This window comes from Streptomyces sp. NBC_00237, assembly GCF_026342435.1.
In the GTDB taxonomy this organism is placed as follows: Bacteria; Actinomycetota; Actinomycetes; order Streptomycetales; family Streptomycetaceae; genus Streptomyces.
The window spans coordinates 1,102,636-1,123,157 of record NZ_JAPEMT010000003.1 but is presented as its reverse complement, the minus strand read 5'-3'; the positions used below and the strand labels follow the sequence as shown (position 1 = coordinate 1,123,157).

The window sequence follows — 20,522 nt, the reverse complement described above, 5'->3', positions numbered from 1 at the left end:
TGCGAGGGGTGGATCAGGTTTGGTCGGTGGCGAGAGCCCGGTTGAGGTAGTCGAAGGTTTCGCGGACGGTCGTCAGCCGGTCGGCGTCCTCTTCGGGGACCTTGATGGCGAACTGCTCTTCGATGGCGGTGACGACTTCGAGGCGGGCCAGGGAGTCGATGCCGAGGTCGTTGAGGCTGCTGTCGATGGTGACGTCGTCCGGGTCGAGGTCGTCAACGGTCTGGGCGAGGATCTGGACGAGCTGGTCGTACAACGCCTGCTCTTCGGGGGAGTCGGTGGCGGCGTGCTGGGTCGGTTCGGACATGGCGGTGCCTTCCGGTTGAGGTGTGGGGTGAAGTCCGGGCCCGGTGCCGGGAGAGGGGCGAAAGCCCAGCCCGGCGAACCTGCGGGAGTGAGCATGGAATCGGGTGGGCGCGAGAGTCCCGGCCTGTTTGCCCCGGCCCCTGGCACAACCGACAGAGATGTCGGGCCCGGGGCGAACAGGAATTGAGCAACCTGCGGTTCATGCGTTCAGCGGATACATCACCCTGGGTGCTCTCTTTATGAACGTTTCCGCTAAGCAATCCGGCAAACCTCGGATGTCGGAACTTTTCAAAGCGAAAAACCCGCCCGCAGAAATTGCGCACGCACCGTTGCACGCTTGGAAGCAAATGAAAACCCCTGACCGCATCTCTTTAGAGTGAGCGATTTTCAGCCACTCCATGGTTTTCCGCAGGACCAGCAAGAGCCTCGGGGCCTGCCTTGAACTGCATCTTTAGACCCGTTAGCACAAGACATAGGGCTCCAGAACCTGTCAGCCAAGGAGAAAACCAGCCGATCAACCTGCAGTCAGTTGACGGGCACAGACCAGCAAGCGTAGAAAAGATGATGTTCCCCTCACCCCTCCCTCGATCTCTCCCTCACCAGGGACAGGGACGGCTTCTCCCCCCACTCAGGGAACCGCATTAATCGCGGAGTACAGGTCCGCCTTCTTCACTCCCTGGAATTCACTTCCATCTCCCGGCTAATCGACGACGCATTTATGCGGCCGGCCGGCATCAAGCCAAGCCCCCATGCTCAACGGCACCCCACACCGGGAGGACGCATGCACGAAAGCCTTCGCCGTGATCTTGAGCGGGCGGACTATCCGTTCGACTCCCACTGGTACGGCAACGCCGGAATTCGCCAGCACTACCTCGACGAGGGGCACGGTGAACCCGTTCTGATGCTCCACGGCAATCCGACATGGAGCTACTACTGGCGTCACCTGGTCTCAGACCTGCGGGACTCCTTCCGGTGCATCGTGCCCGACCACATCGGGATGGGACTGTCCGACCGCCCCAGCCCTACGTCCTATCCCTACTCCGCCGTGCGCCGCCTGGAGGACCTGGAAAAACTCATGGAGCATCTCGTGACCGAGCAGGGGGCACCGCGGAACGGCTGGACCCTTGTTCTGCACGACTGGGGCGGGGCGATCGGCACGGCGTGGGCCCGCCGCCACCCCGACCGGGTTCGACGACTGGTGCTCCTGAACACCGCCGGCTTCGCCTGGCCGTCGGACTACCGGCTGCCGTCGTACCTCCGCATGATCCGAGACCACCCGGCAGCAGCAGCGTTCGTCGCCCGCACCAACGCGTTCGCGCGAGGGGCGGCACGCTGGGGTGTCGCAGAGCCCCTGCCCCAGCAGGTGCGAGAGGCGTACCTGCTGCCCTACCGAACTCCCGCGCGACGTCTGGCCATTACCCGCTTCATCCAGGACATCCCGCTGCAGCCGAGTGATCCCGCCTGGCCCCTGGTCGCCGGCTCAGCCGAGGAGTGGGCCGTTCTGCGCGACCTCCCCGCACTGATCGGCTGGGGCGAACGGGACCCCGTCTTCACTCTGAAGGTGCTCCGGGAATGGCGGAGACGACTCCCCCAGGCCCACGTCCACCGCTTCCCCCGAGCCGGCCACTACGTCCTGGAAGACGCAAAGGACGACCTCCTCCCCGCCATCAGGTCCTTCCTCACCAGCCCGCCCTCCGTCGCCCCTCCGACAGCAGACACCGCCGGTTGAGCGATGCCCTCGCACACCCGCGCCGGACTGCCGCGCGCCGGCTCCCGGCCCGGACTGCCGCAGGCCGGACCACTGCCGCCGGCCCTGCCGCCCCCGCCCTCAGGAGTGCCATGTCCGTCACCCACGCCCGTATCCGAGACGTCGCCGTACACCTGCCCGAAGAACGCCAGAAACACGAGGAGCTGCACGCCCTGCTGACCCGCGCGGCTGCCGGCATCCCGGTACCCGCCGACCCACTGCGACGGCTGTACGGAATCGAGAGCCGGGCCGTCGCGCCGGCCACCGCCTACCCGTCCGACCTGGCCAGCACGGCCGCCGCACAAGCCCTCGCCCGATCCGGGTGGGAGGCCGGCGACCTCGACCTCATCATCTACGCCGCCGTCACCGCCGATTTGGACGAACCGGCCACCGCCCACGTCGTCGCCGACAAGCTCGGCGCGCGCTGCCCCGCCTTCGACGTCAGGAACGCGTGCAACGCGGTACTCAACGCGCTGGAAGTCGCCGACGCGCTCATCCGCCAAGGCACCTACCGCAAGATCCTCATCGCCACCGGCGAGGTGCTCTCCCGTTACACACGCCGCCGCATCCACAGCCGGGCCGATCTCACCGTGGCTCTCGCCACCTTCACCGGCGGCGACATCGGCACTGCACTGCTCGTGGAGGCCTCGCACCGACCGGGGATCGCCGCCAGCAGGTTCGCCGCCGCCTCGCACGGCTGGCGTGCCGCCATGGTGCCCAACGCCTTCGGCCAGGGCGAGAGCAACGGCGAACTCGCCGAGGCCACGGTCAGCTCCGCCGGCCTCGTCTCCGCCATCGAAACCGGCCCCATCCAGGAGACCGCCGCACTGTTCGACGAACTGGGCATGGACCCCGGCGCAACCGATCTGGCCTGCGTCCACCAGCCCTCCATCAACCTGCTCCACTACCTGTGCGACCAGTTCCGCATCCCCTACGACAAGACGTTGCCCACAGTGACACACGTGGGCAACGTGGGATCAGGGACCATCCCCCTGCAACTCGCCGTGGCCCGCGAGCACGGCCGCCTCCACGAGGGCGACCGCGTCGTCCTGATCGGCGCCGCCAGCGGGGTCAGCGTCGGCGTCATGGTGCTCACGTGGTGAGCACCGGGCCCGCAGGAGAAGGCCCCCCAGTACTACGTCTCGCCCCAGACCCCACGCTCGACCTGCCCCGCGCGCTGGCCCGTCACGCCGCCCAGGCACCGGAGGCCATCGCACTGCGCAGGCCCGGCCGCCACAGCAACTACCTCACCACCAGCTACCGCGAACTCCACGACAAGGTGCGCCTCACCGCCACGGTGCTGCGCCAGGCAGGTCTAACCGTCGGCAACCGCGCCGTCGTCATGATCCGGGACCCGGAGGAATTCCTCGTCCACCTCTATGCCCTGATGAGCATCGGGGCCGTGCCCGTACTCATCGATCCCGGACTGCCGCGCACCGGCGTGCGCACCTGCCTGGACGAGATCGCCCCCCATGCCTTCCTCGCCGACCCCCTCGCCCACCTCGCACGGGCCCTGCGCGGCTGGGCCCGCAGCAGCAAACCCGTCCTGGTGCAGACCGGGGCACGTAACAGGGGACCATGGCCGCACATCCGTGGCCTGCGCGCGGCCGCCCGCACCACCGACCGCGAAGGCGCTCCCCCAGGCACAGCCGGCGACGGTCCCGCACTGATCGCCTTCACCTCGGGCTCCACCGGATGCCCCAAAGGAGTCCTGTACACCTCGCACCAGCTGGCACTGCAGGCCCAGTACGTCAGCACCGCGTTCGGGATCTCTCCCGGCACACCCGCCGTCTGCGCCTTCCTCCCCTTCTCCCTCTACCTTCCCGCCCTCGGCGCGCAAACCCTCGTACCCGCCTTCGACCCGCGCCGCCCGGCGGATGCCGACCCCAAAGCGCTTCTCGACACCCTCACCCGCTTCCGGGCGCATTCCCTGTTCGGCTCGCCCGCCCTGCTGCGTGTGGCGGCCCAGTACTGCGCCGACCACCACATCGTCCTCCAGCACCTCCGGGACGTGGCCTCCTTCGGCGCCCCCCTGTCCACCCCGCTGCTGAACCTGCTCGACACCTGTGTCCCGCCAACCACCCGCGTCCGCAGCGTCTACGGAGCCACCGAAGCACTGCCCGTCGCCATGGCCGACCGAACCTGCCTGCGCCGCAGCCTCGACAATCCGACCAGCCGCCCCCCGGGCAGCCTCGTGGGCACTCCCCTGCCCGGCGTGGAGGTCCACATCCTTCCCGAGGACCTGCCGCCACAACCCCGGTGGAACCCCGGCCTGGCCCAACCTCCCCTGCACATCGGAGAAATCACTGTCGGCGGCAGCCACGTCAGCCGCGCCTACTTCGCCAGGCCCCAGGACACCGCATCCGCGAAGATCCACGACGGCCAACGCATCCTGCACCGCACCGGTGACCTGGGGTGGATCGATACTCAGGGGCAGCTGTGGTACAGCGGGCGCAAGGCACACACGGTCCACACCCCGAACGGGCCCCTCTACACCGAACAGATCGAACCCTCCTGCAACACGCTGCCGGGCATCGTGCGCACCGCGCTCGTCGGCATCGGGCCACCCGGCGCCCAGCGAGCCGTGCTGTGCATCGAGACCACATCCCACACACCTGCCGCCACCAGGGCGGCAACCGCATGCGTCACTACTCACCTGACCGGTGTGACAGGGGGCGATCTCGTCGACCACGTCCTGGTGCACCCCGGCTTCCCCGTGGACGTACGGCACAACGCGAAGATCGAACGACCTGTGCTGGCGGCCTGGGCCGCGTCCCGGCTGCCTGTACGCGCCCAACAGCCCCACGCCACAGCGCCCTCGCCCTACTCCGGAGAGACACCGTGAAGGTACTCGTCACCGGCGGCTCCGGATTTCTCGGCCGGAGCGTGTGCCAACGCCTGCTGCACGCGGGCCACCACGTCGTCGCCCTCCAGCGCCACCACAGCCCCTTGCTGCCGACCGATGTCCAGCAGACACTCGGGGACCTGCGCGATGCCTCGGTCGCCCATCGCGCCGTCCGCGGCTGCCAGGCAGTGGTGCACACCGCGGCCAAGGCAGGGATCTGGGGCAGCCGCCGAGACTTCTACGAAGCGAACGTACGCTGCACCGACCACCTGCTGGCAGCCTGCCGTGCCCACGGCACCGAACGGTTCGTCCACACCTCCAGCGCCAGTGTCGTCTTCGACGGCTCCGACATCCGCGGCGGCGACGAGTCCCTGCCCTACCCCCCGCGTTACCTGGCCCCCTACCCCTGGTCGAAGGCGGTGGCGGAGCGCAGCGTTCTCGCCGCCAACTGCCCCGACCTGTCCACCGTCGCCCTGCGCGTCCACCTCATCTGGGGACCGGGAGACCCTCATTTCCTGCCCCTGCTCACAGCGAGCGTCCGCCGCGGCCGCTTCCCTCTGATCGGCACCGGAAGCAACATCATCGACACCGTCCACATCGACAACGCCGCCCAAGCCCACCTCGACGCCCTCAACGCCCTGGCTCACCGCGGCGCGAACGACCCCGCATCCAGCAGCCACCCACGACAACCAGACCCTGCTCCGGCGGCGGGACGGGCCTACTTCATCACCCAGGGCGAGCCACTGCCGCTGGCCACCATGGCGCGGCATCTCCTGCAGGCCGGCGGCATCCACGCCCAGGTACGACCCATCCCCGTGCGCGCCGCCACCGCGCTGGCACCCGCAACGGAACTGCTGTGGCGGGCCGTCCGCCGCCCCTCACCGCCGCCACTGACCCCTTTCCTCGTCTCCGAGCTCGTCCACGACCACTGGTTCGACATCACCGCGGCCCGACGCGACCTCGCCTACCGCCCCCGCACGAGCACCCGTGACGGCCTGATGGCCCTGGCCGGGTGAAAGGCATCGCTGCCCGCGCCACGTTCGGCGAACCACCACCCCGCCCTCGGTCCCACCTCGACCGCCAGCCCGGTTTCCCCACCAGTACCGCCGACCCCCAACCCTGATGCCGAAGGGAGCACACGTGTCCGCGGAGCCTTCCGGCGCCAGTTCTCCAAGGCACTCCCGCATCGGTGCCGTGGCGGTCGTCCTGGTGATGGCGGCCGCGACACTGGTCTGCGCCCTGGTGGCCTCGGGGACGTACGAAAAGCTGGTGAGCGGTGGTTTCGACGCCACCGGCACCGAAGCGGTGCGGGCGGAAGCCTTCGTGACGGAACGGTTCCAGGCCGGTCCGCCACAGCTCATTCTGCTCGCCGATTCCGGTAGCAGCGTGGATGATCCGGTGGCCGTCCGGGACGGCCGGGTGCTGACGGCGCGGTTGCGCCAGGCTCCCGGCATCACCTCGGTGCGCTCGTACTGGGACCGTAGGGAGCCCGCGCTGCGCTCCACGAACGCCCGCGAAGGCTTGATGACCGCAACGCTCACGGGTTCCGACAGTGAACGGATCGCCACCGCAAGAACCCTGGTGCCCTCACTGACCGGACGCCAGGGATCTCTCACGGTCGGTGCCACCGGCACCGCATGGACATCCGTCCAGACCACCGACGGCAGCGAGCGCGACCTCGTACAGGCCGAACTGATCACCGCACCGCTGGTGTTCATCGTCCTGATCCTCGTCTTTCGTTCCGTAGTGGCGGCCCTCCTGCCACTCCTGGTGGCAGCTGTATCAGCGGCCTTCACCCTGGCCCTGCTCCGCCCGCTGGCCTCACTCCTGCCGCTCTCGGTGTTCTCCACCAACCTGACAACAGCACTGGGGTTCGGGCTGGCGGTCGACTACAGCCTGTTCCTGCTCACCCGATACCGCCAAGAGATCGCCGCCGGCGCCTCCACTCAGTGTGCGGTGACCGTATGCCTGCGCACCTCGGGCCGCGCAGCGCTGTATTCAGCGGTCACGATCACCGCGGCCATGTCGGCCCTGTTCCTGTTCCCTGTGCCGTTCCTGGGGTCCATGGCCTGCGCCGGGATCGTCGTAACGCTGTGCTCGGTGGGGGTGTCCTGTGTCCTGCTCCCCGCGCTGCTGATCCTCCTGGGCCTGGAAGGCGGACGACGAAGTGACTTGGGCAGGCCGCCGGGCGCGGCCCCGCGTAACGGAAGCCCGCCGTCGACGAACGTCTGGCAGCTGGCCGCACGCGCGGTCTGCCGGTATCCGCTCCGGTGGGGAACGTCGGCGCTGCTTCTGCTCGCGGTGCTGCTCCTTCCCTTCGCGCACGTGCAGTCGGGCCCGATCGATGAACGGGTACTGCCACGGACCGCGCAATCACATGCGGTGGCGGACCAGATGAAAGCCGACTTCCCAGGGACGGCGCAGAGCACCGTAGTGATCGCAGCGCCGACCGCATGGACGGAGCGGGACGCCCAGACCTGGGACCGTTATGCGCGGGCGGTCTCCCAAGTGGACGCCGTGACGGCGGTGCAGTGTGCGGGCGGCCATTACCAGTCCGGACAGCGGGTTGCGCCCCCGACGGGAACCGGCTTCACCGGCTCTGACGGCATGTGGATGTCCGCATCCGTGGCGGCATCTCCCGCAACGGCATCGGCCGTACGCAGCGTGACGGCAATCCGAGCGCTGAGTGCCCCTGCTCCCGTCCACGTGGGCGGTGACACGGCCCGCTTCATCGACACCCAGCAGGCGCTGCGCGACGCGCTGCTCCCGGCTGCCGCGGTCGTCGTGGGAAGCACCGGCCTGCTGCTCTTCCTGCTCACCGGCAGCATCCTCATTCCGGTGAAAGCCGTCACGGTCGCAGCGCTGAGCCTGTCAGCGTGTTTCGGCGCAGTGGTGTGGGTTTTCCAGGACGGGCACGGTGCCGAACTGCTCGGTGTCTCCACGGTCACCGGCACCGTGGAGGCTTCGATGCTGCTGCTGGTCTTCTGCGTGGCATTCGGACTGTCGATGGACTACGAGGTGTTCCTGCTGTCCTGCATCCAGGAAGAACACCGGCGCACCGGCGACAACCGGGCCGCAGTGGAAGCCGGAATCGCACGAACCGGGCGGCTGGTGACGGTGGCGGCAATCGCGGTCGCCGTTCCCATGGCAGCAATGGTCTCCAGTGGTATCACTCTGCTCAAACTGCTCGGATTTGGCCTCGCCCTGGCCGTGATCGTGGATGCCACCCTGGTACGCGGGGTGCTGGTGCCCGCAGCAATGAGCCTTGCCGGAGCGGCGAACTGGTGGGCGCCCACACCACTGAGGCGGCTGCACAACAGATTCGGCCTGCACGAGGCCGGCAAACCCGGCCCTGATGGCTGAGGACGGCGAGCGAAACACCGCAGGGTTGACGGCACGGTGTGGGTCCGACCTCGTCCCATGCCGATGCTGTCGGCGACGGAAAGATGATGCCTCCGACCACCGCGATGTGGGACGGCTACCCGATTGGGACCTGGGCCAAGACCTGCGTTCCGCGCAATTCGGCCTGGCTGGAGGTCCTGGCGGTCTGAACGTGCAGGTCGACGGCCTGAGGGCTGGTGGAACGGTGAGATTCGTCTAGAGACGCGGTTTCGTCAATTCGCCTGCGGTGACCTGGAGTTGCTCCATAGGGTCTGGAGTCGTGTACGTGAAGACGACGAAGCGGGAGAACAAGTCGGGCACGGTCCGGTACCTGCATCTGGCCCACAACGAGTGGGATCCAGTGAAGGGGCGGGCCGTCCCGAGGGTCCTGTACTCCTTCGGCCGCGATGACGACCTGGACCGCGACGCGATCAAACGGCTGGTCGCGTCTCTATCGCGACTGCTGGAGCCGGGAGAGGCGCTGGCCTCGACGGCGGCGGGCGACCTGGAGTACGTCTCCTCGGTCGCCTTCGGCGGCGCCTACGTTCTCGATCAACTGTGGCGGCGACTGCGGATCGACCAGATCGTGGGCCGGGTCGGGCAGCCCAAGCGCGGCCGGCGCCGGGACATGACGGCGACCGAGCGGGTGCTGTTCGGGCTGGTCGCGAACCGGGCCCTGGCCCCGTCCTCGAAACTGGCCGCCGCCGAGTGGCTCAGCCACGACGTGCACGTCGACGGGCTGGACACGGTCGATGACGACGCCTGCTACCGGGCGATGGACTGGCTCCACGAGGTCGCAGGAGACCTGGAGAAGCAGGTCTTCGACGAGGTCGCCAACCTCCTCAACCTGGAGGTCGACCTGCTCTTCTTCGACACCACCAGCACCTACTTCGAGGTCGAGGACGCCGATACGCCCGTCGCCCGCGACGAACGCGGCATGCCCGCCGCCACCGAGGACGCACCGGCCGGTGCCAGCGGTGAACAGGACTGCCAGGTGCCCGGTCCGGTGGGCTTTCGGACCTGGGGCAAGTCGAAGGACTCCCGCGACGACCTGCCGCAGATCGTGATCGGGATGGCCGTCACCCGCGACGGCATCCCGGTCAGGGTCTGGTCATGGCCGGGCAACACAGGTGACCAGAGGCTGATCCGGCAGGTCAAGGACGACATGCGGGACTGGACCCTCTCCAAGATCGTGTGGGTTACCGACCGTGGCTTCTCGTCCGAGCGCAACCGTCGCTACCTCCGCCAGGGCGCCGACGCCTACATCATCGGCGAGAAGCTCCGCTCGGGAAGCGACGAGGCCCAGGCCGCCCTGTCCCGGCAGGGCCGCTATGCCGAGATCACCAGGAACATGCGGGTCAAGGAGGTCCGCGTCTCCGATGCCGAACGCTTCGTGATCTGCCACAACCCCGAAGCCGCCCTCCGCGACGAACACGTCCGAGAACAGCTCGTCGCCCAGCTCAGCGAGCTGATCGAGGACACTGACAAGCTGAGCGAGTTCAAGCGCGGAGAGCTCCGCGGGAAGATCGCCGGCAAGCCGGGCCTGAACCGCTACCTGCGCACCACCCCTACCGGCAAGCTCCGCCTCGACACCGCCCGCGTCAAGACCGAGGCCAACCTCGACGGCAAGTACCTCCTGCGCTGCAGCGACCCGCACCTGTCCGCCGAGGACATCGCACTCGGCTACAAGCAGCTCCTCGAAGTCGAGCGCGGCTGGCGGGACATGAAGCAGATCATCGACCTCAGACCGGTCTACCACCGCCGCGAGGAAAGGATCCGTGCACACGTCCTGCTCTGCTGGCTGGCCCTGCTGCTGATCCGGATCACCGAAACCACCACGGGCACTACCTGGACCACTGCCCGCCGCGAACTCGACCGCCTCCATCTGGGCACCTTCACCGGGCCCACCGGACAGTTCAAGCAGGTCACCGCCCTCACCAAGCCCCAGCGTGACCTGCTGGCCAAGCTCGACGTCCCCGTCCCGAAGCAGATCATCGACCTGAAGCCCACACCCCGCTGACCAGCCAGAACACCAGCGCCTAGAGAAACGCTCTCCAGGCGCCTTCACCCATGTCCGCCCAGGTCACACCCCGGATTCGCGTCTCCAGCCGAACGAATTACGCGGAACCCAGGCAAGAAGTTTGCGGACGGCCGCACGGCTCGCGGACGCGCGTGCCGAGCAGTTGGAGGCCGAACTCCCCGACGACGCCAGCACGGGCGGGCTGTCACAGACGCGGCGGGATGCCCTTGATGAGATCGACCCAGGGTGGTCACCGGTCTGGAACGCGGGATGGCAGCGCTGCCTTTTAGTTCTTGTCAAGACACACCAGGATGTCGTGCTCGCGGAAGATGAATAGTTCCTTGTCGTCGCTCCCGACGTTGCTCCCCCCGTACTCGGGGAGGATTACGGTGTCGCCGACACTGGAGGCCGCCGGATTCGCCGTGTTCAACCACCGCAAACGCCCGGTCAAGGTAACGCGCCGCGGCCAACCTCTCATCAAGGAGGCAAAAGAGCTGATCACCCTGCTGGACATGCCCGGCGAGCCACCTCAGGAGCAGTGAGTCGACGGGAGGCTGCGCGCCCACAGGACTCGCTTATTCGCCGTCCTCAGGTCAGGACACTGGCAGGTACTCGTTCAGCCTGCACCGACTTCGTGGCCGACAGATACCGCTCTGCGTCCAGAGCCGCAGCAGCACCCGTTCCCGCCGCGGTGATGGCCTGCCGGTAGATGTGGTCGACGACGTCGCCGGCAGCGAAGACTCCGGGCAGGCTGGTCCGGGTCGACGGGGAGGCCACCTTGATGTACCCCTCGGCGTTCAGGTCGAGTTGCTGGGTGAAGAGTTCGGTACGCGGGTCGTGGCCGATCGCGATGAACAGCCCCGTGACGTCCAGAGTGCGAGTGGCTCCGGTGAAGACGTCGCGCAGGACGACACCGCCGAGCATGCCGTTCGCTTCCTTGATCTCGGCGATCTCTGTGTCAAAGGCGAAGGAGATCTTGTCGTCGGCGAAGGCCCGGTCCTGCATGACCTTGGAGGCGCGCAGGGTGGAGCGGCGGTGGACGACGGTGACCGAGCAGGCGAAGCGGGTGAGGAAGGTGGCTTCTTCCATGGCGGTGTCGCCGCCGCCGACCACGACGATGTCGCGCTCCCGGAAGAAGAACCCGTCGCAGGTCGCGCACCAGGACACCCCGCGCCCGGACAGTGCATCCTCGTTCGGCAGGCCGAGCTTGCGGTAGCCGGAGCCGGTCGCAATGATCACCGTCTTCGCGCGGTGGACCGTGCCTTCGGAGTCGGTGAGGAGTTTGATGTCGCCGGTGAGGTCGACGGAGACGATGTCGTCGTCGATCATCTCGGCGTCGAACTTCTCTGCTTGGGCCCGCATGTTCTCCATCAGGACGGGGCCGTCGACGCCGTCGGGGAAACCGGGGTAGTTCTCGACCTCGGTCGTGGTGGTCAGCGAGCCGCCGACGAAGATGCTGCTGCCGAACAGCAGCGGCTTCAGCTGGGCGCGGGCAGTGTAGAGGGCTGCGGTGTATCCGGCGGGGCCGGAGCCGATGATGACGACGTCGCGTATCTCGCTCATGCGGTCTTCTCCGGGGCGATCTCGGCGATCAGGCCCTCGACCAGGGTCTTGATCTCGTCGCGGATCGGGCGCACGGCCTCGACACCCTGCCCGGCGGGGTCTTCGAGCTGCCAGTCGAGGTAGCGCTTACCGGGGAAGACGGGGCAGGTGTCGCCGCAGCCCATGGTGATGCAGACGTCCGACTCCTTCACCGCGTCAACGGTGAGGATCTTCGGGGTCTCGGCGGAGATGTCGAGGCCGACCTCGGCCATGGCCTCGACGGCCGCCGGGTTCACGGCCGAGCCCGGGCTGGATCCGGCGGAACGGACCTCGACACGGCCCTGGGCGAGGTGGGCGAGCCAGGCGGCGGCCATCTGGGAACGGCCGGCGTTGTGGACGCAGACGAACAGGACGGACGGCTTGTCGGCCATGGTGTGGGTCTCTTTCGTCGCAGGCCGGAACCCGGCCGCCAATGACTTCAGCCCTCGCTGGTATCAGCAGGCAATGATGTGAAAGTATCAGCACATGCTGACTTCAGTCGATCCTGATGTAATCCGGGTGCTGGGCGATCCGCTCCGCCTTCAGATCGTGACCCTGCTCGCCCGCGAAACGCTCTGCACGACGCACCTGGTGGAGGAGACCGGAGCGAAGCAGACCAACCTCTCCAACCACATGAAGGTGCTGCGCGAGGCCGGAATCGTGGAGACCGAGCCGTGCGGCCGGTTCACCTACTACAAGCTCAAGCCCGAGGTCCTGGACGGGCTGTCCGCGCAGTTCGCCGCGCTGGCCGACTCCGCCCGTACCGCTGCCGAGAACAAGAGGGCCTGCCCGTGACCTCCACCGAGCCCACCACCGCACCGTCTGACGGCTCCGGTCCGGCCGGGGACGACTCGATCGTCAAGAAGCTCTCCACCCTCGACCGCTACCTCGCGGTGTGGATCCTGCTGGCCATGGCCGTCGGCCTCGGACTGGGACGCCTCATCCCCGGCATGAACGACGCGCTCGCGAAGATCGAGATCGGCGGCATCTCCCTGCCGATCGCGCTCGGCCTGCTCGTGATGATGTACCCGGTCCTCGCCAAGGTCCGCTACGACCGCCTCGACCGCGTGACCAGCGACCGCAAACTGCTGGTCTCCTCGCTGGTCATCAACTGGATCCTCGGGCCCGCGGTGATGTTTGCCCTCGCCTGGATGTTCCTGCCGGACCTGCCCGAGTACCGCACTGGACTGATCGTCGTCGGCCTCGCCCGCTGCATCGCGATGGTCATCATCTGGAACGACCTCGCCTGCGGCGACCGCGAGGCCGCCGCCGTCCTCGTCGCCCTGAACTCGGTCTTCCAGGTCTTCGCCTTCGGGCTGCTGGGCTGGTTCTACCTCGACCTGCTGCCCCGCTGGCTCAACCTCGGGGACGGCCAGGGCCTGGACGTGTCCGTGTGGCACATCGCCTTGAACGTGGTCATCTTCCTCGGTGCCCCGCTGCTGGCCGGGTTCCTGACCCGCCGCATCGGCGAGCAGAAGATGGACCGCGAGGCGTACGAGGCAAAGTTCCTACCGAAGATCGGCCCCTGGGCCCTGTACGGGCTGCTGTTCACGATCGTGGTCCTGTTCGCCCTGCAGGGCAAGACGATCACCTCCCAGCCGCTGGACGTCGTGCGCATCGCGCTCCCGCTGCTGGTGTACTTCGCGGTGATGTTCTTCGGGACCTTCCTCCTCGGCAAGGGCCTCGGCCTGGCCTACGACCGCACAGCTACCCTCGCCTTCACGGCTGCGGGCAACAACTTCGAGCTGGCCATCGCGGTCGCCATCGCCACCTTCGGCGTCACCTCGGGTCAGGCCCTATCCGGCGTGGTCGGCCCGCTCATCGAGGTCCCGGTGCTGATCGGCCTGGTGTACGTCGCGCTCGCCTGGCGAAGGAAGTTCGCCGCCGACGCGGTGACGACGGCCCCGTGACCCGGCATACCGATGTGGTGGTGGTCGGCGGCGGGCAGGCAGAGCTCGCCGCCGGGTACCACCTGCGCCGCCAGGGCCTGGAGTTCGTGATCCTCGACGCCGATCCGGCGCCGGGCGGCTCCTGGCAGCACATGTGGGACTCACTGCACCTGTTCTCCCCGGCCGAGCACTCCTCGCTGCCCGGCCGCGTCATGCCCGCCCAAACAGGCGAGGTCTACCCGGACGCCGGGCACGTGGCCGACTACCTGGCCGGCTACGAGAAGCGGTACGACCTGCCCGTCCAGCACGGCACCCGGGTGGAGGCCGTACGCCGCGACGGGGACCGTCTCCTGGTCGAGGCGGACTCCGGGCCCTGGCATGCGCGGGCAGTGATGAGCGCGACCGGCACCTGGTCGCGGCCCTTCCTGCCCGCCGTCCCCGGCCGGGAGGTATTCGCCGGACGTCAGCTGCACACGGTGAACTACCGCTCACCGGCCGACTTGGCCGGACTGCGGGTGGTGGTGGTCGGCGGAGGGAACTCCGGCGCGCAGATCGCCGCCGACCTCGCCCTCGACGGCCGGGCCGAACTCACGTGGGTGACATCGCGTCCGCTGCGCTTCCTGCCTGACGACATCGACGGCCGGGCCCTGTTCGATGTCGCCACCGCCCGCCGCAAGGCGCTGGAAGCAGGCCGCACCGACACCGGCGGGGTGGCCTCGCTCGGGGACATTGTGGCCGTGCCGCCGGTCCGCGCCGCCCGCGACGCCGGACTCCTGCGCGCGACGGCGATGTTCTCCCGCCTCACCACGGACGGCGTCCAGTGGGCCGACGGCAGCAGGGCGGCTGTGGACGCGGTGATCTGGTGCACCGGCTTCCGGCCAGCGCTCTCCCACCTCGCACCGCTGAACCTGCGCGGGGCGCGCGGGCACATCCCCACCACCGGCACACAAGCGCTGGGGGAGCCGCGGTTGCATCTGCTGGGGTACGGCGACTGGACTGGCCCGGCCTCGGCGACCCTGATCGGGGTGGGCCGCCCCGCCCGGGACGCCGCGCGTCAGATCGCGCAGCTGTGCGCCCGGAACTGACGTCGCCAGACCATCCGGTTCGTGGCTTCCTCCCCTGCCCGGCGGGGCTGTGACCACTGCAGACTGCTCGTCATGACCGCACCCCTCGCCTGTGATCCGCCCCGCCCGGTACGCCGGGCCCGCTCGATGCCACTGGTGTTCACGGCGGGCGCGGCCATCGGCGTTCTGGGCGGGATGATCGGACTCGGCGGTGCCGAATTCCGCCTCCCCCTTCTGATCGGCCTGTTCGGGTTCGCCGTACTCCCTGCGGTCATCCTGAACAAGGCGATGAGCCTGGTCGTGGTCGCCGTCGCCCTCCCGGCCCGCCTCGCAGCGGTACCCGCCTCCGACCTGGCGGCACACTGGCCCGTCGCGGCCAACCTGCTGGCCGGGAGCCTGCTGGGGGCGTGGGCCGGAGCGAGCTGGGCGGTGCGGATGCGCAGCTCCACCCTCTCCAAGGTCCTGGCCGTGCTGATGGTCCTCATGGCCGCGGCCCTGCTGGTCACGAACTTCGCCACGGTCGACGCACTCGCCCTGCCGCTGTGGGCACAGGTGCCCTGCGGGGCGGCGGCCGGCTTCGGGATCGGCGTGGTCGCCGCAATCATGGGGGTGGCCGGGGGCGAGCTGCTGATCCCAACGATCGTGCTGCTCTTCGCCCTGGACATCAAGACGGCCGGGAGCCTGTCCCTGCTCGTCTCCCTGCCGACCATGCTGGTCGCCTTCGCCCGCTACAGCCGCGACGGCAGTTTTACCGTACTGGGGGCCAACCGCCGCTTCGTCACGGTGATGGCCGCGGGCTCCATCGCAGGTGCCCTGCTCGGCGGCGTGCTGGTCGGCGTGTTCCCCGACCTGGTGCTCGTGCCCGTGCTGGCCCTCATCCTGCTGGTGTCCTCGGTCAAGCTCGCGCGGCACGGCTGAACCCCACGCTCCCGGCACTGCCAGGCAGCTGCACGCTGTCGTGGCCGGACAGATCAGAAAACGAGGGGGCTGCGGCGTTCGAGGAGGACGACGTCGCGCCATACCCCGTGGTGGTGCCCGATGCGTTCGCGGGTGCCGATGACGCGGAAACCGGCCCGCTGGTGCACGGCGAGGGAAGCGGTGTTCTCGGGGAAGATCCCGGACTGGATGGTCCAGATCCCGGCCTTCTCGGTGGAGTCGATCAACGCCTTGAGCAGGGTGGCGGCGATCCCCCGGCCGCGGGCCGCGGGGTCGACGTAGACGGAGTGCTCGACCACTCCCGCGTACGCGGCCCGGTCGGAGACCCGGCTCGCGGCCACCCAGCCCAGCACCGCCCCGTTCTCGTCCAGGGCGGCGAAGCGGTGCCCGGGGAGTTTCCCCGTGTCGAACGTCTCCCAGGTGGGCGCGCGGGTCTCGAAGGTCGCATTGCCCTCTTCCACGCCCGCCTGGTAGATCGCCAGCACCTGCTGCGCGTGCTCCGCCACCAGCGGCACCACGACCGCACTCAACGCCCCGCCCACACCCACCGCTTGTCCCCGTTTCGTTCGTCTGTCAGGCGGCGGCCGGGAAGGCCAGCAGCTTGCCCATCGCGGCGAGCACCGACGGCTCGACCCGGTAGTACACCCAGGTGCCGCGCCGCTCGGAGGTGAGCAGCCCCGCGTCCTTGAGCTTCTTCAGGTGGTGGGAGACGGTGGGCTGGGAGACGCCGACGTCGGAGATGTCGCACACGCACGCCTCGCCGCCCTCGTGCGAGGCCACCGCAGAGAACAGCCGCAGCCGCACCGGGTCACCGAGCGCCTTGAACATCCGGGCAGCCGTCTCGGCCTCCGGGGCGGTCATCGGGCGCTCGGTCAGCGGCGGGCAGCACGGCACCACACCCGTCCCGCTGGCGGGCTCGATCAGCGGCAGCACCTTCGCATTCGACATACGTCTATGTTGACACACATCGAAGCAAGGGGGCCAGGGCTCACCGACCCGCCAGGTAAGCAACGAGGCGGCGGGCAACGCGGTCGGCATCCCGGCCAACCCCGCGCAGCGAGTTCGACGACAAGCCGCGCTGCCACTCCAGCCCGACGAACCCAGGCCCCGCCACCGACAAGGACAGGCCCTCACGGTGCCGGGGGCGGGCCTCGGCGTCCAGGCCGCCGGTGAGGGTGGCGAGGTAGGGCAGGTCGGGGCGGTAGCCGGTGGCGAACAGCACCGTGTCGACCTCCTCCCGCTGCCCGTCGGACCACAGGAGCTTCGCACCGTCCACGCCGGTGAACAAGGGGCGCCTGTCGGGTTGTCCGGCGGTCAGGGCGGTGCGGCAGCGGCCGTCGTCGAGGACCGGCTGGGCCGGCGGGCGGGACAGGAGACGGCCGAGCGGGGCGGCGTCGAGGTGGGTGCGGGTCAGCCAGAAGTGCAGGTCGCGGCCCAGGAGGTGCTGCGGGGTGAACTTCACCGGTACCCGGGAGGCGAGCGGGACGCGGGCCGTCTGGGCGAGTTCGGCGGCGATCTGCACGGCCGAGTTGCCCGCCCCGACCACCACCACCCGGCGGCCGGTGAGGGCGTCGGGGCTGCGGTAGTCGGCGGCGTGCAGCACCTGGCCGGTGAAGTGCTCCAGACCCGGCAGGAGCGACCGGTGGGGGTTGCCGAAGGCGCCGGAGGCCGTCACCACCACCCGCGCGGACAGCCGCCCGCCGCTTTCCAGGGTGATCTCAAAGCCGTCGCCGGTGCGGCGGACGGCGGCGACGCGGCAGCGGGTACGGATCTCGGCGTCCAGACGGGCGGCGTAGGCAGTGAGGTAGGAGACGACCTTCTCCTGGTACGGGTATCGGTCCCCGTCGGTACCGGGGAAGCGCATGCCGGGCGGGCGAAAACAGGGTGAGGCTGTCGTAGCAGTGCGGCCACGACCCGGCTGCCTGCGCGGATGCCTCCAGCACCACCGGCCGCACCCCACGGCGCAGCAGGGCGTGGGCGGCGGCGAGTCCGGACTGGCCGCCCCCGATGACCACAGCGTCGATGTGCTCCATCTGAATCCCCATCAATTCGACGAACGTCTATGTTGACGCTCATCAATACAGGTGTCATGCTGGGCCGCGCAAGCCATCGACAGACGTCGAAACAACGCAAGGAGCCGTCGTGAACCCGCCCACCACCGAGCTGCCCGTCCTCGTGATCGGAGCCGGACCCGCCGGCCTTGCCGCCGCCGCCCACCTCCTCGACCAGGGCCTCGAACCCCTCGTCCTGGAACGCGGCCCCCACGCCGCCGCCGCAGTGCGCGAGTGGGCGCACGTGCGCCTGTTCTCCACCTGGGGCGAAGTCGTCGACCCGGCCGCCGAGAAGCTCCTCGCCCCCACCGGCTGGGTTCGCCCCGACCCGGCCACCTACCCCTCCGGCGGCGACTGGGCGAAGCAGTACCTGCAGCCGCTCGCCAACGTCCTCGGTGACCGCGTCCGCACGGGGGCGACCGTTACCGGGGTCTCGCGGGCGGGCCGCGACCGGATCGTGGACGCCGACCGGGACAAGCAGCCCTTCGTGGTGCACGTCACCCACGCCGACGGCCGCGAGGAACGCCTCTTCGCCCGCGCCGTCATCGACGCCTCCGGCACCTGGAACACCCCCTCCCCGGCAGGCGGCAGCGGGCTGCCCGCCCTCGGCGAACACGCGGCAGCCGACCGGATCTCCTACCGGGTCCCGGACCTGAAGGACCCGGCTGTCCGCGCCCGGTACGCGGCCAAGCGCACCGCCGTCATCGGCTGCGGCGCCTCCGCCTTCACCGCCCTTGCCTACCTCGCCGACCTCGCCACCTCCGACGAGGGCGCGGGAACGAAGGGTGTGTGGGTTCTGCGCCGGGGCATCTCCGGCTCCACCTTCGGCGGCGGCGCAGCCGACCAACTGCCCGCCCGCGGCGCCCTCGGCCTCGCGGCAAAGGCCGCCGTTGACGACGGCCACGCAGACGCCGTCACGGGCTTTCGCACCGACGCCGTCGAACGCGACACCGACGGGCGTCTCGTCCTGGTGGGTGAGGACGGGCGCCGTCTGGAGCCGGTGGACGAGGTCATCGTGCTGACCGGCTTCCGCCCCGACCTCACCTTCCTCGACGAGCTCCGGCTCGGTCTGGACGAGCGCCTCCAAGCGCCGGTCGAACTGGCCCCTTTGATCGACCCCAACCAGCACTCCTGCGGCACCGTCTACCCCCACGGCCATCGCGAACTGTCCCACCCCGAGCCCGGGGTATTCCTGGTCGGCATGAAGTCCTACGGGCGCGCCCCGACCTTCCTCGCGATGACCGGCTACGAGCAGGTCCGCTCCGTCGCCGCCGTTCTCGCGGGCGACCTCGACTCCGCCGACCGCATGGAGCTGACCCTGCCCGAGACCGGGGTGTGCGGCGGAGCCGGACTCTTCGACGACCCGGCCGCCGCCGAGACCGACGCCGGAGGCTGCTGCGCGACACCGGAGCCCGCACTCGTGCAACTCGGCGCCGCAGCACCCGCCGCTGAAGCGACAGCCGTCAACGGAGCGCCAGCGGGCGGCTGCTGCACCTCGTGACCGACCTGGGAACCCCCGCCCGGAACCAGGGGGGCGCCCCCCGGGACAGTCGCGTCGATGACGCCATCACCTCCGCCGTACTGGAGCTGCTGGCTGAGGTGGGGTACGCGCGGCTCACGATGGGCGCGGTGGCCGCGCGTGCCGGCGTGGGCAAGGCGGCCATCTACCGGCACCACGCCACCAAGCAAGAAATGATCTTTGATGTCCTTGTGCCGGGCCAGTTCCTGGCCGTGGCGCCCGACCGCGGATCGCTCCGCGCCGACCTGGCCGCCCTACTCGCCGAGATCACGGACAGTATGGCCTCACCACCGCCGGGGACGATTCCTGGCCTGCTGGCTGATATCCATGCCGATCCCGCGCTGCGCGACCGGTTCGATGCGAAATACCTCGGTGCCCAGCGTCGGACCATCACCGAGGTCCTGGGCCGCGCGGTCACACGCGGCGAGGCCGCCACCCGCCCCGACCCGGCCATCCTGAACGCCCTGCTGGTCGGCCCCCTCTTCGGCTGGCTGTTCCTGCTGTCCGAATCCCCCGACCAACTCCCCGCACTGACCTCAGCGCTTCTCAACGCGGCACTCGCCCTCACCAGCCCCGCTGAAGAGCAGGACGGCTGAGCCACTCGTCTCGTCCGTCAGCACGATTCCGTGAAAGCCATGTCGGTTGAGAACACTGAGGTCCAGCGTCCTCGATCAACGTGACACCTCACCAGGTCTGCGCCTCGCCATCCGACAGGTGCGCTTCGACAGGACACTCTGGTCGGCGCTTCGGACGTTCCCGACCGCAGGTGAAACCGCGCGGATATGGCGCGGAGTTGAGAATCCCACAGGCCGCTTGGCCGGATGCCATGTGAGAACTCCCAGGTCACAGCGCCGCCATATGGCGTGGGCGCTGAGAACCTACCCTGCGGCAACTCTGCGTGAGAACGGACAGGCCCGCATCCGAGGAGCGGGCCTGTCCCGTTCTCATGCCGGTGGCGGCTACTGCGGGAGTGCCGGGGCGCCGAAGAGCGACTGGAGGAGCGGCGCGCTGGACTGCTCAGCAGCGCGTTTCCGGGCTGCCCGGTCCTCCTCGGCGAGCACCTCCTGCTCCTTTACCGCGGCTTCGTGCAGCCGATCGAGGTCGAGGGCACCGGACGGACGGGTGGCTCCGGGGACGGTGTGTGAGGTCGGCCAGGAGCGCGTCGGTCGCCGGGGCCGGGCCGTGG

The 20,522-nt window shown here is 69.2% G+C and carries 20 protein-coding genes and 1 pseudogene; 13 read left to right on the top strand and 8 right to left on the bottom strand.

Translation table 11 applies throughout. The features are described from left to right. Positions 1-13 precede the first annotated feature (13 nt). Positions 14-304: an acyl carrier protein gene (locus tag OG897_RS31695; RefSeq protein WP_266662194.1), complete on the bottom strand. Its 291-nt coding sequence runs from the start codon at positions 302-304 to the stop codon at positions 14-16. 780 nt (positions 305-1,084) lie between these two features. Between OG897_RS31695 and OG897_RS31690 the strand changes: the two genes are divergently transcribed. From OG897_RS31690 to OG897_RS31665, 6 genes are all read left to right on the top strand, one after another. After that, positions 1,085-2,032, top strand: a complete 948-nt coding sequence (locus OG897_RS31690) for an alpha/beta fold hydrolase (RefSeq protein ID WP_266662192.1) — start codon at positions 1,085-1,087, stop codon at positions 2,030-2,032. 110 nt (positions 2,033-2,142) lie between these two features. Continuing rightward, positions 2,143-3,153: a 3-oxoacyl-ACP synthase III family protein gene (locus OG897_RS31685; RefSeq protein ID WP_266662190.1), complete on the top strand. Its 1,011-nt coding sequence runs from the start codon at positions 2,143-2,145 to the stop codon at positions 3,151-3,153. Beyond that, complete coding sequence (locus OG897_RS31680) at positions 3,147-4,895, top strand: AMP-binding protein (protein ID WP_266662189.1); 1,749 nt, start codon at positions 3,147-3,149, stop codon at positions 4,893-4,895. Before OG897_RS31685 ends, OG897_RS31680 begins: the two co-directional genes overlap by 7 nt. Next, a complete protein-coding gene (locus OG897_RS31675; RefSeq protein WP_266662188.1) occupies positions 4,892-5,911 on the top strand; it encodes an NAD-dependent epimerase/dehydratase family protein in 1,020 nt (339 codons plus the stop codon). The genes OG897_RS31680 and OG897_RS31675 overlap by 4 nt, the downstream gene beginning before the upstream one ends. 178 nt (positions 5,912-6,089) lie before the next feature. Next, on the top strand, positions 6,090-8,258 hold the full coding sequence (locus OG897_RS31670) for an MMPL family transporter (protein ID WP_266662187.1): 2,169 nt from the start codon (positions 6,090-6,092) through the stop codon (positions 8,256-8,258). A 304-nt stretch (positions 8,259-8,562) separates the two neighbouring features. Beyond that, entirely contained in the window at positions 8,563-10,296 is a 1,734-nt protein-coding gene (locus tag OG897_RS31665) for an IS1634 family transposase (RefSeq protein ID WP_266662186.1), read from the top strand. Between the two features lie 286 nt (positions 10,297-10,582). Here OG897_RS31665 and OG897_RS41100 read toward each other — a convergent pair whose 3' ends face one another. Next, on the bottom strand, positions 10,583-10,726 hold the full coding sequence (locus OG897_RS41100) for a co-chaperone GroES family protein (RefSeq protein ID WP_353963768.1): 144 nt from the start codon (positions 10,724-10,726) through the stop codon (positions 10,583-10,585). Between OG897_RS41100 and OG897_RS31660 the strand changes: the two genes are divergently transcribed. Beyond that, positions 10,686-10,838, top strand: a complete 153-nt coding sequence (locus OG897_RS31660) for a hypothetical protein (protein WP_266662184.1) — start codon at positions 10,686-10,688, stop codon at positions 10,836-10,838. The genes OG897_RS41100 and OG897_RS31660 overlap by 41 nt on opposite strands. A 46-nt stretch (positions 10,839-10,884) precedes the next feature. Here OG897_RS31660 and trxB read toward each other — a convergent pair whose 3' ends face one another. Both trxB and OG897_RS31650 read right to left on the bottom strand, forming a co-directional pair. Then, positions 10,885-11,859, bottom strand: coding sequence for a thioredoxin-disulfide reductase (gene trxB / locus OG897_RS31655; RefSeq protein WP_266662182.1), 975 nt, complete (start codon positions 11,857-11,859; stop codon positions 10,885-10,887). Further along, a complete protein-coding gene (locus OG897_RS31650) occupies positions 11,856-12,269 on the bottom strand; it encodes an arsenate reductase ArsC (RefSeq protein WP_266662180.1) in 414 nt (137 codons plus the stop codon). Before OG897_RS31650 ends, trxB begins: the two co-directional genes overlap by 4 nt. Before the next feature lie 94 nt (positions 12,270-12,363). Here OG897_RS31650 and OG897_RS31645 point away from each other — a divergent pair, with 94 nt between their 5' ends. From OG897_RS31645 to OG897_RS31630, 4 genes are all read left to right on the top strand, one after another. Next, positions 12,364-12,672, top strand: a complete 309-nt coding sequence (locus OG897_RS31645) for a helix-turn-helix transcriptional regulator (RefSeq protein ID WP_266662178.1) — start codon at positions 12,364-12,366, stop codon at positions 12,670-12,672. Beyond that, on the top strand, positions 12,669-13,787 hold the full coding sequence (arsB, locus tag OG897_RS31640) for an ACR3 family arsenite efflux transporter (protein ID WP_266662176.1): 1,119 nt from the start codon (positions 12,669-12,671) through the stop codon (positions 13,785-13,787). Before OG897_RS31645 ends, arsB begins: the two co-directional genes overlap by 4 nt. Further along, the gene (locus OG897_RS31635) at positions 13,784-14,851 is read left to right on the top strand and encodes an ArsO family NAD(P)H-dependent flavin-containing monooxygenase (protein WP_266662174.1); all 1,068 of its coding nucleotides are present in this window, start codon (positions 13,784-13,786) and stop codon (positions 14,849-14,851) included. Before arsB ends, OG897_RS31635 begins: the two co-directional genes overlap by 4 nt. Positions 14,852-14,923: 72 nt before the next feature. Beyond that, complete coding sequence (locus OG897_RS31630) at positions 14,924-15,748, top strand: sulfite exporter TauE/SafE family protein (protein WP_266662172.1); 825 nt, start codon at positions 14,924-14,926, stop codon at positions 15,746-15,748. Between the two features lie 53 nt (positions 15,749-15,801). On the opposite strand, the gene OG897_RS31625 is transcribed toward OG897_RS31630, so the two are convergent. From OG897_RS31625 to OG897_RS31610, 4 genes and pseudogenes are all read right to left on the bottom strand, one after another. After that, positions 15,802-16,308: a GNAT family N-acetyltransferase gene (locus OG897_RS31625; RefSeq protein WP_266662528.1), complete on the bottom strand. Its 507-nt coding sequence runs from the start codon at positions 16,306-16,308 to the stop codon at positions 15,802-15,804. Between the two features lie 31 nt (positions 16,309-16,339). After that, positions 16,340-16,714 carry a helix-turn-helix transcriptional regulator gene (locus tag OG897_RS31620; RefSeq protein ID WP_266662170.1) on the bottom strand — a complete coding sequence of 125 codons (375 nt, stop codon included), beginning with the start codon at positions 16,712-16,714 and terminating at the stop codon, positions 16,340-16,342. 40 nt (positions 16,715-16,754) lie between these two features. Then, complete coding sequence (locus OG897_RS31615; protein WP_266662168.1) at positions 16,755-17,630, bottom strand: NAD(P)/FAD-dependent oxidoreductase; 876 nt, start codon at positions 17,628-17,630, stop codon at positions 16,755-16,757. Between the two features lie 91 nt (positions 17,631-17,721). Beyond that, positions 17,722-17,799: pseudogene (locus OG897_RS31610) on the bottom strand (hypothetical protein); the annotation flags it as partial. Positions 17,800-17,908: 109 nt separating this feature from the next. Here OG897_RS31610 and OG897_RS31605 point away from each other — a divergent pair. Both OG897_RS31605 and OG897_RS31600 read left to right on the top strand, forming a co-directional pair. Continuing rightward, positions 17,909-19,318, top strand: a complete 1,410-nt coding sequence (locus tag OG897_RS31605; RefSeq protein ID WP_266662166.1) for an NAD(P)-binding domain-containing protein — start codon at positions 17,909-17,911, stop codon at positions 19,316-19,318. Further along, positions 19,315-19,932, top strand: a complete 618-nt coding sequence (locus OG897_RS31600) for a TetR/AcrR family transcriptional regulator (RefSeq protein ID WP_266662164.1) — start codon at positions 19,315-19,317, stop codon at positions 19,930-19,932. The genes OG897_RS31605 and OG897_RS31600 overlap by 4 nt, the downstream gene beginning before the upstream one ends. Positions 19,933-20,522: the final 590 nt, after the last annotated feature.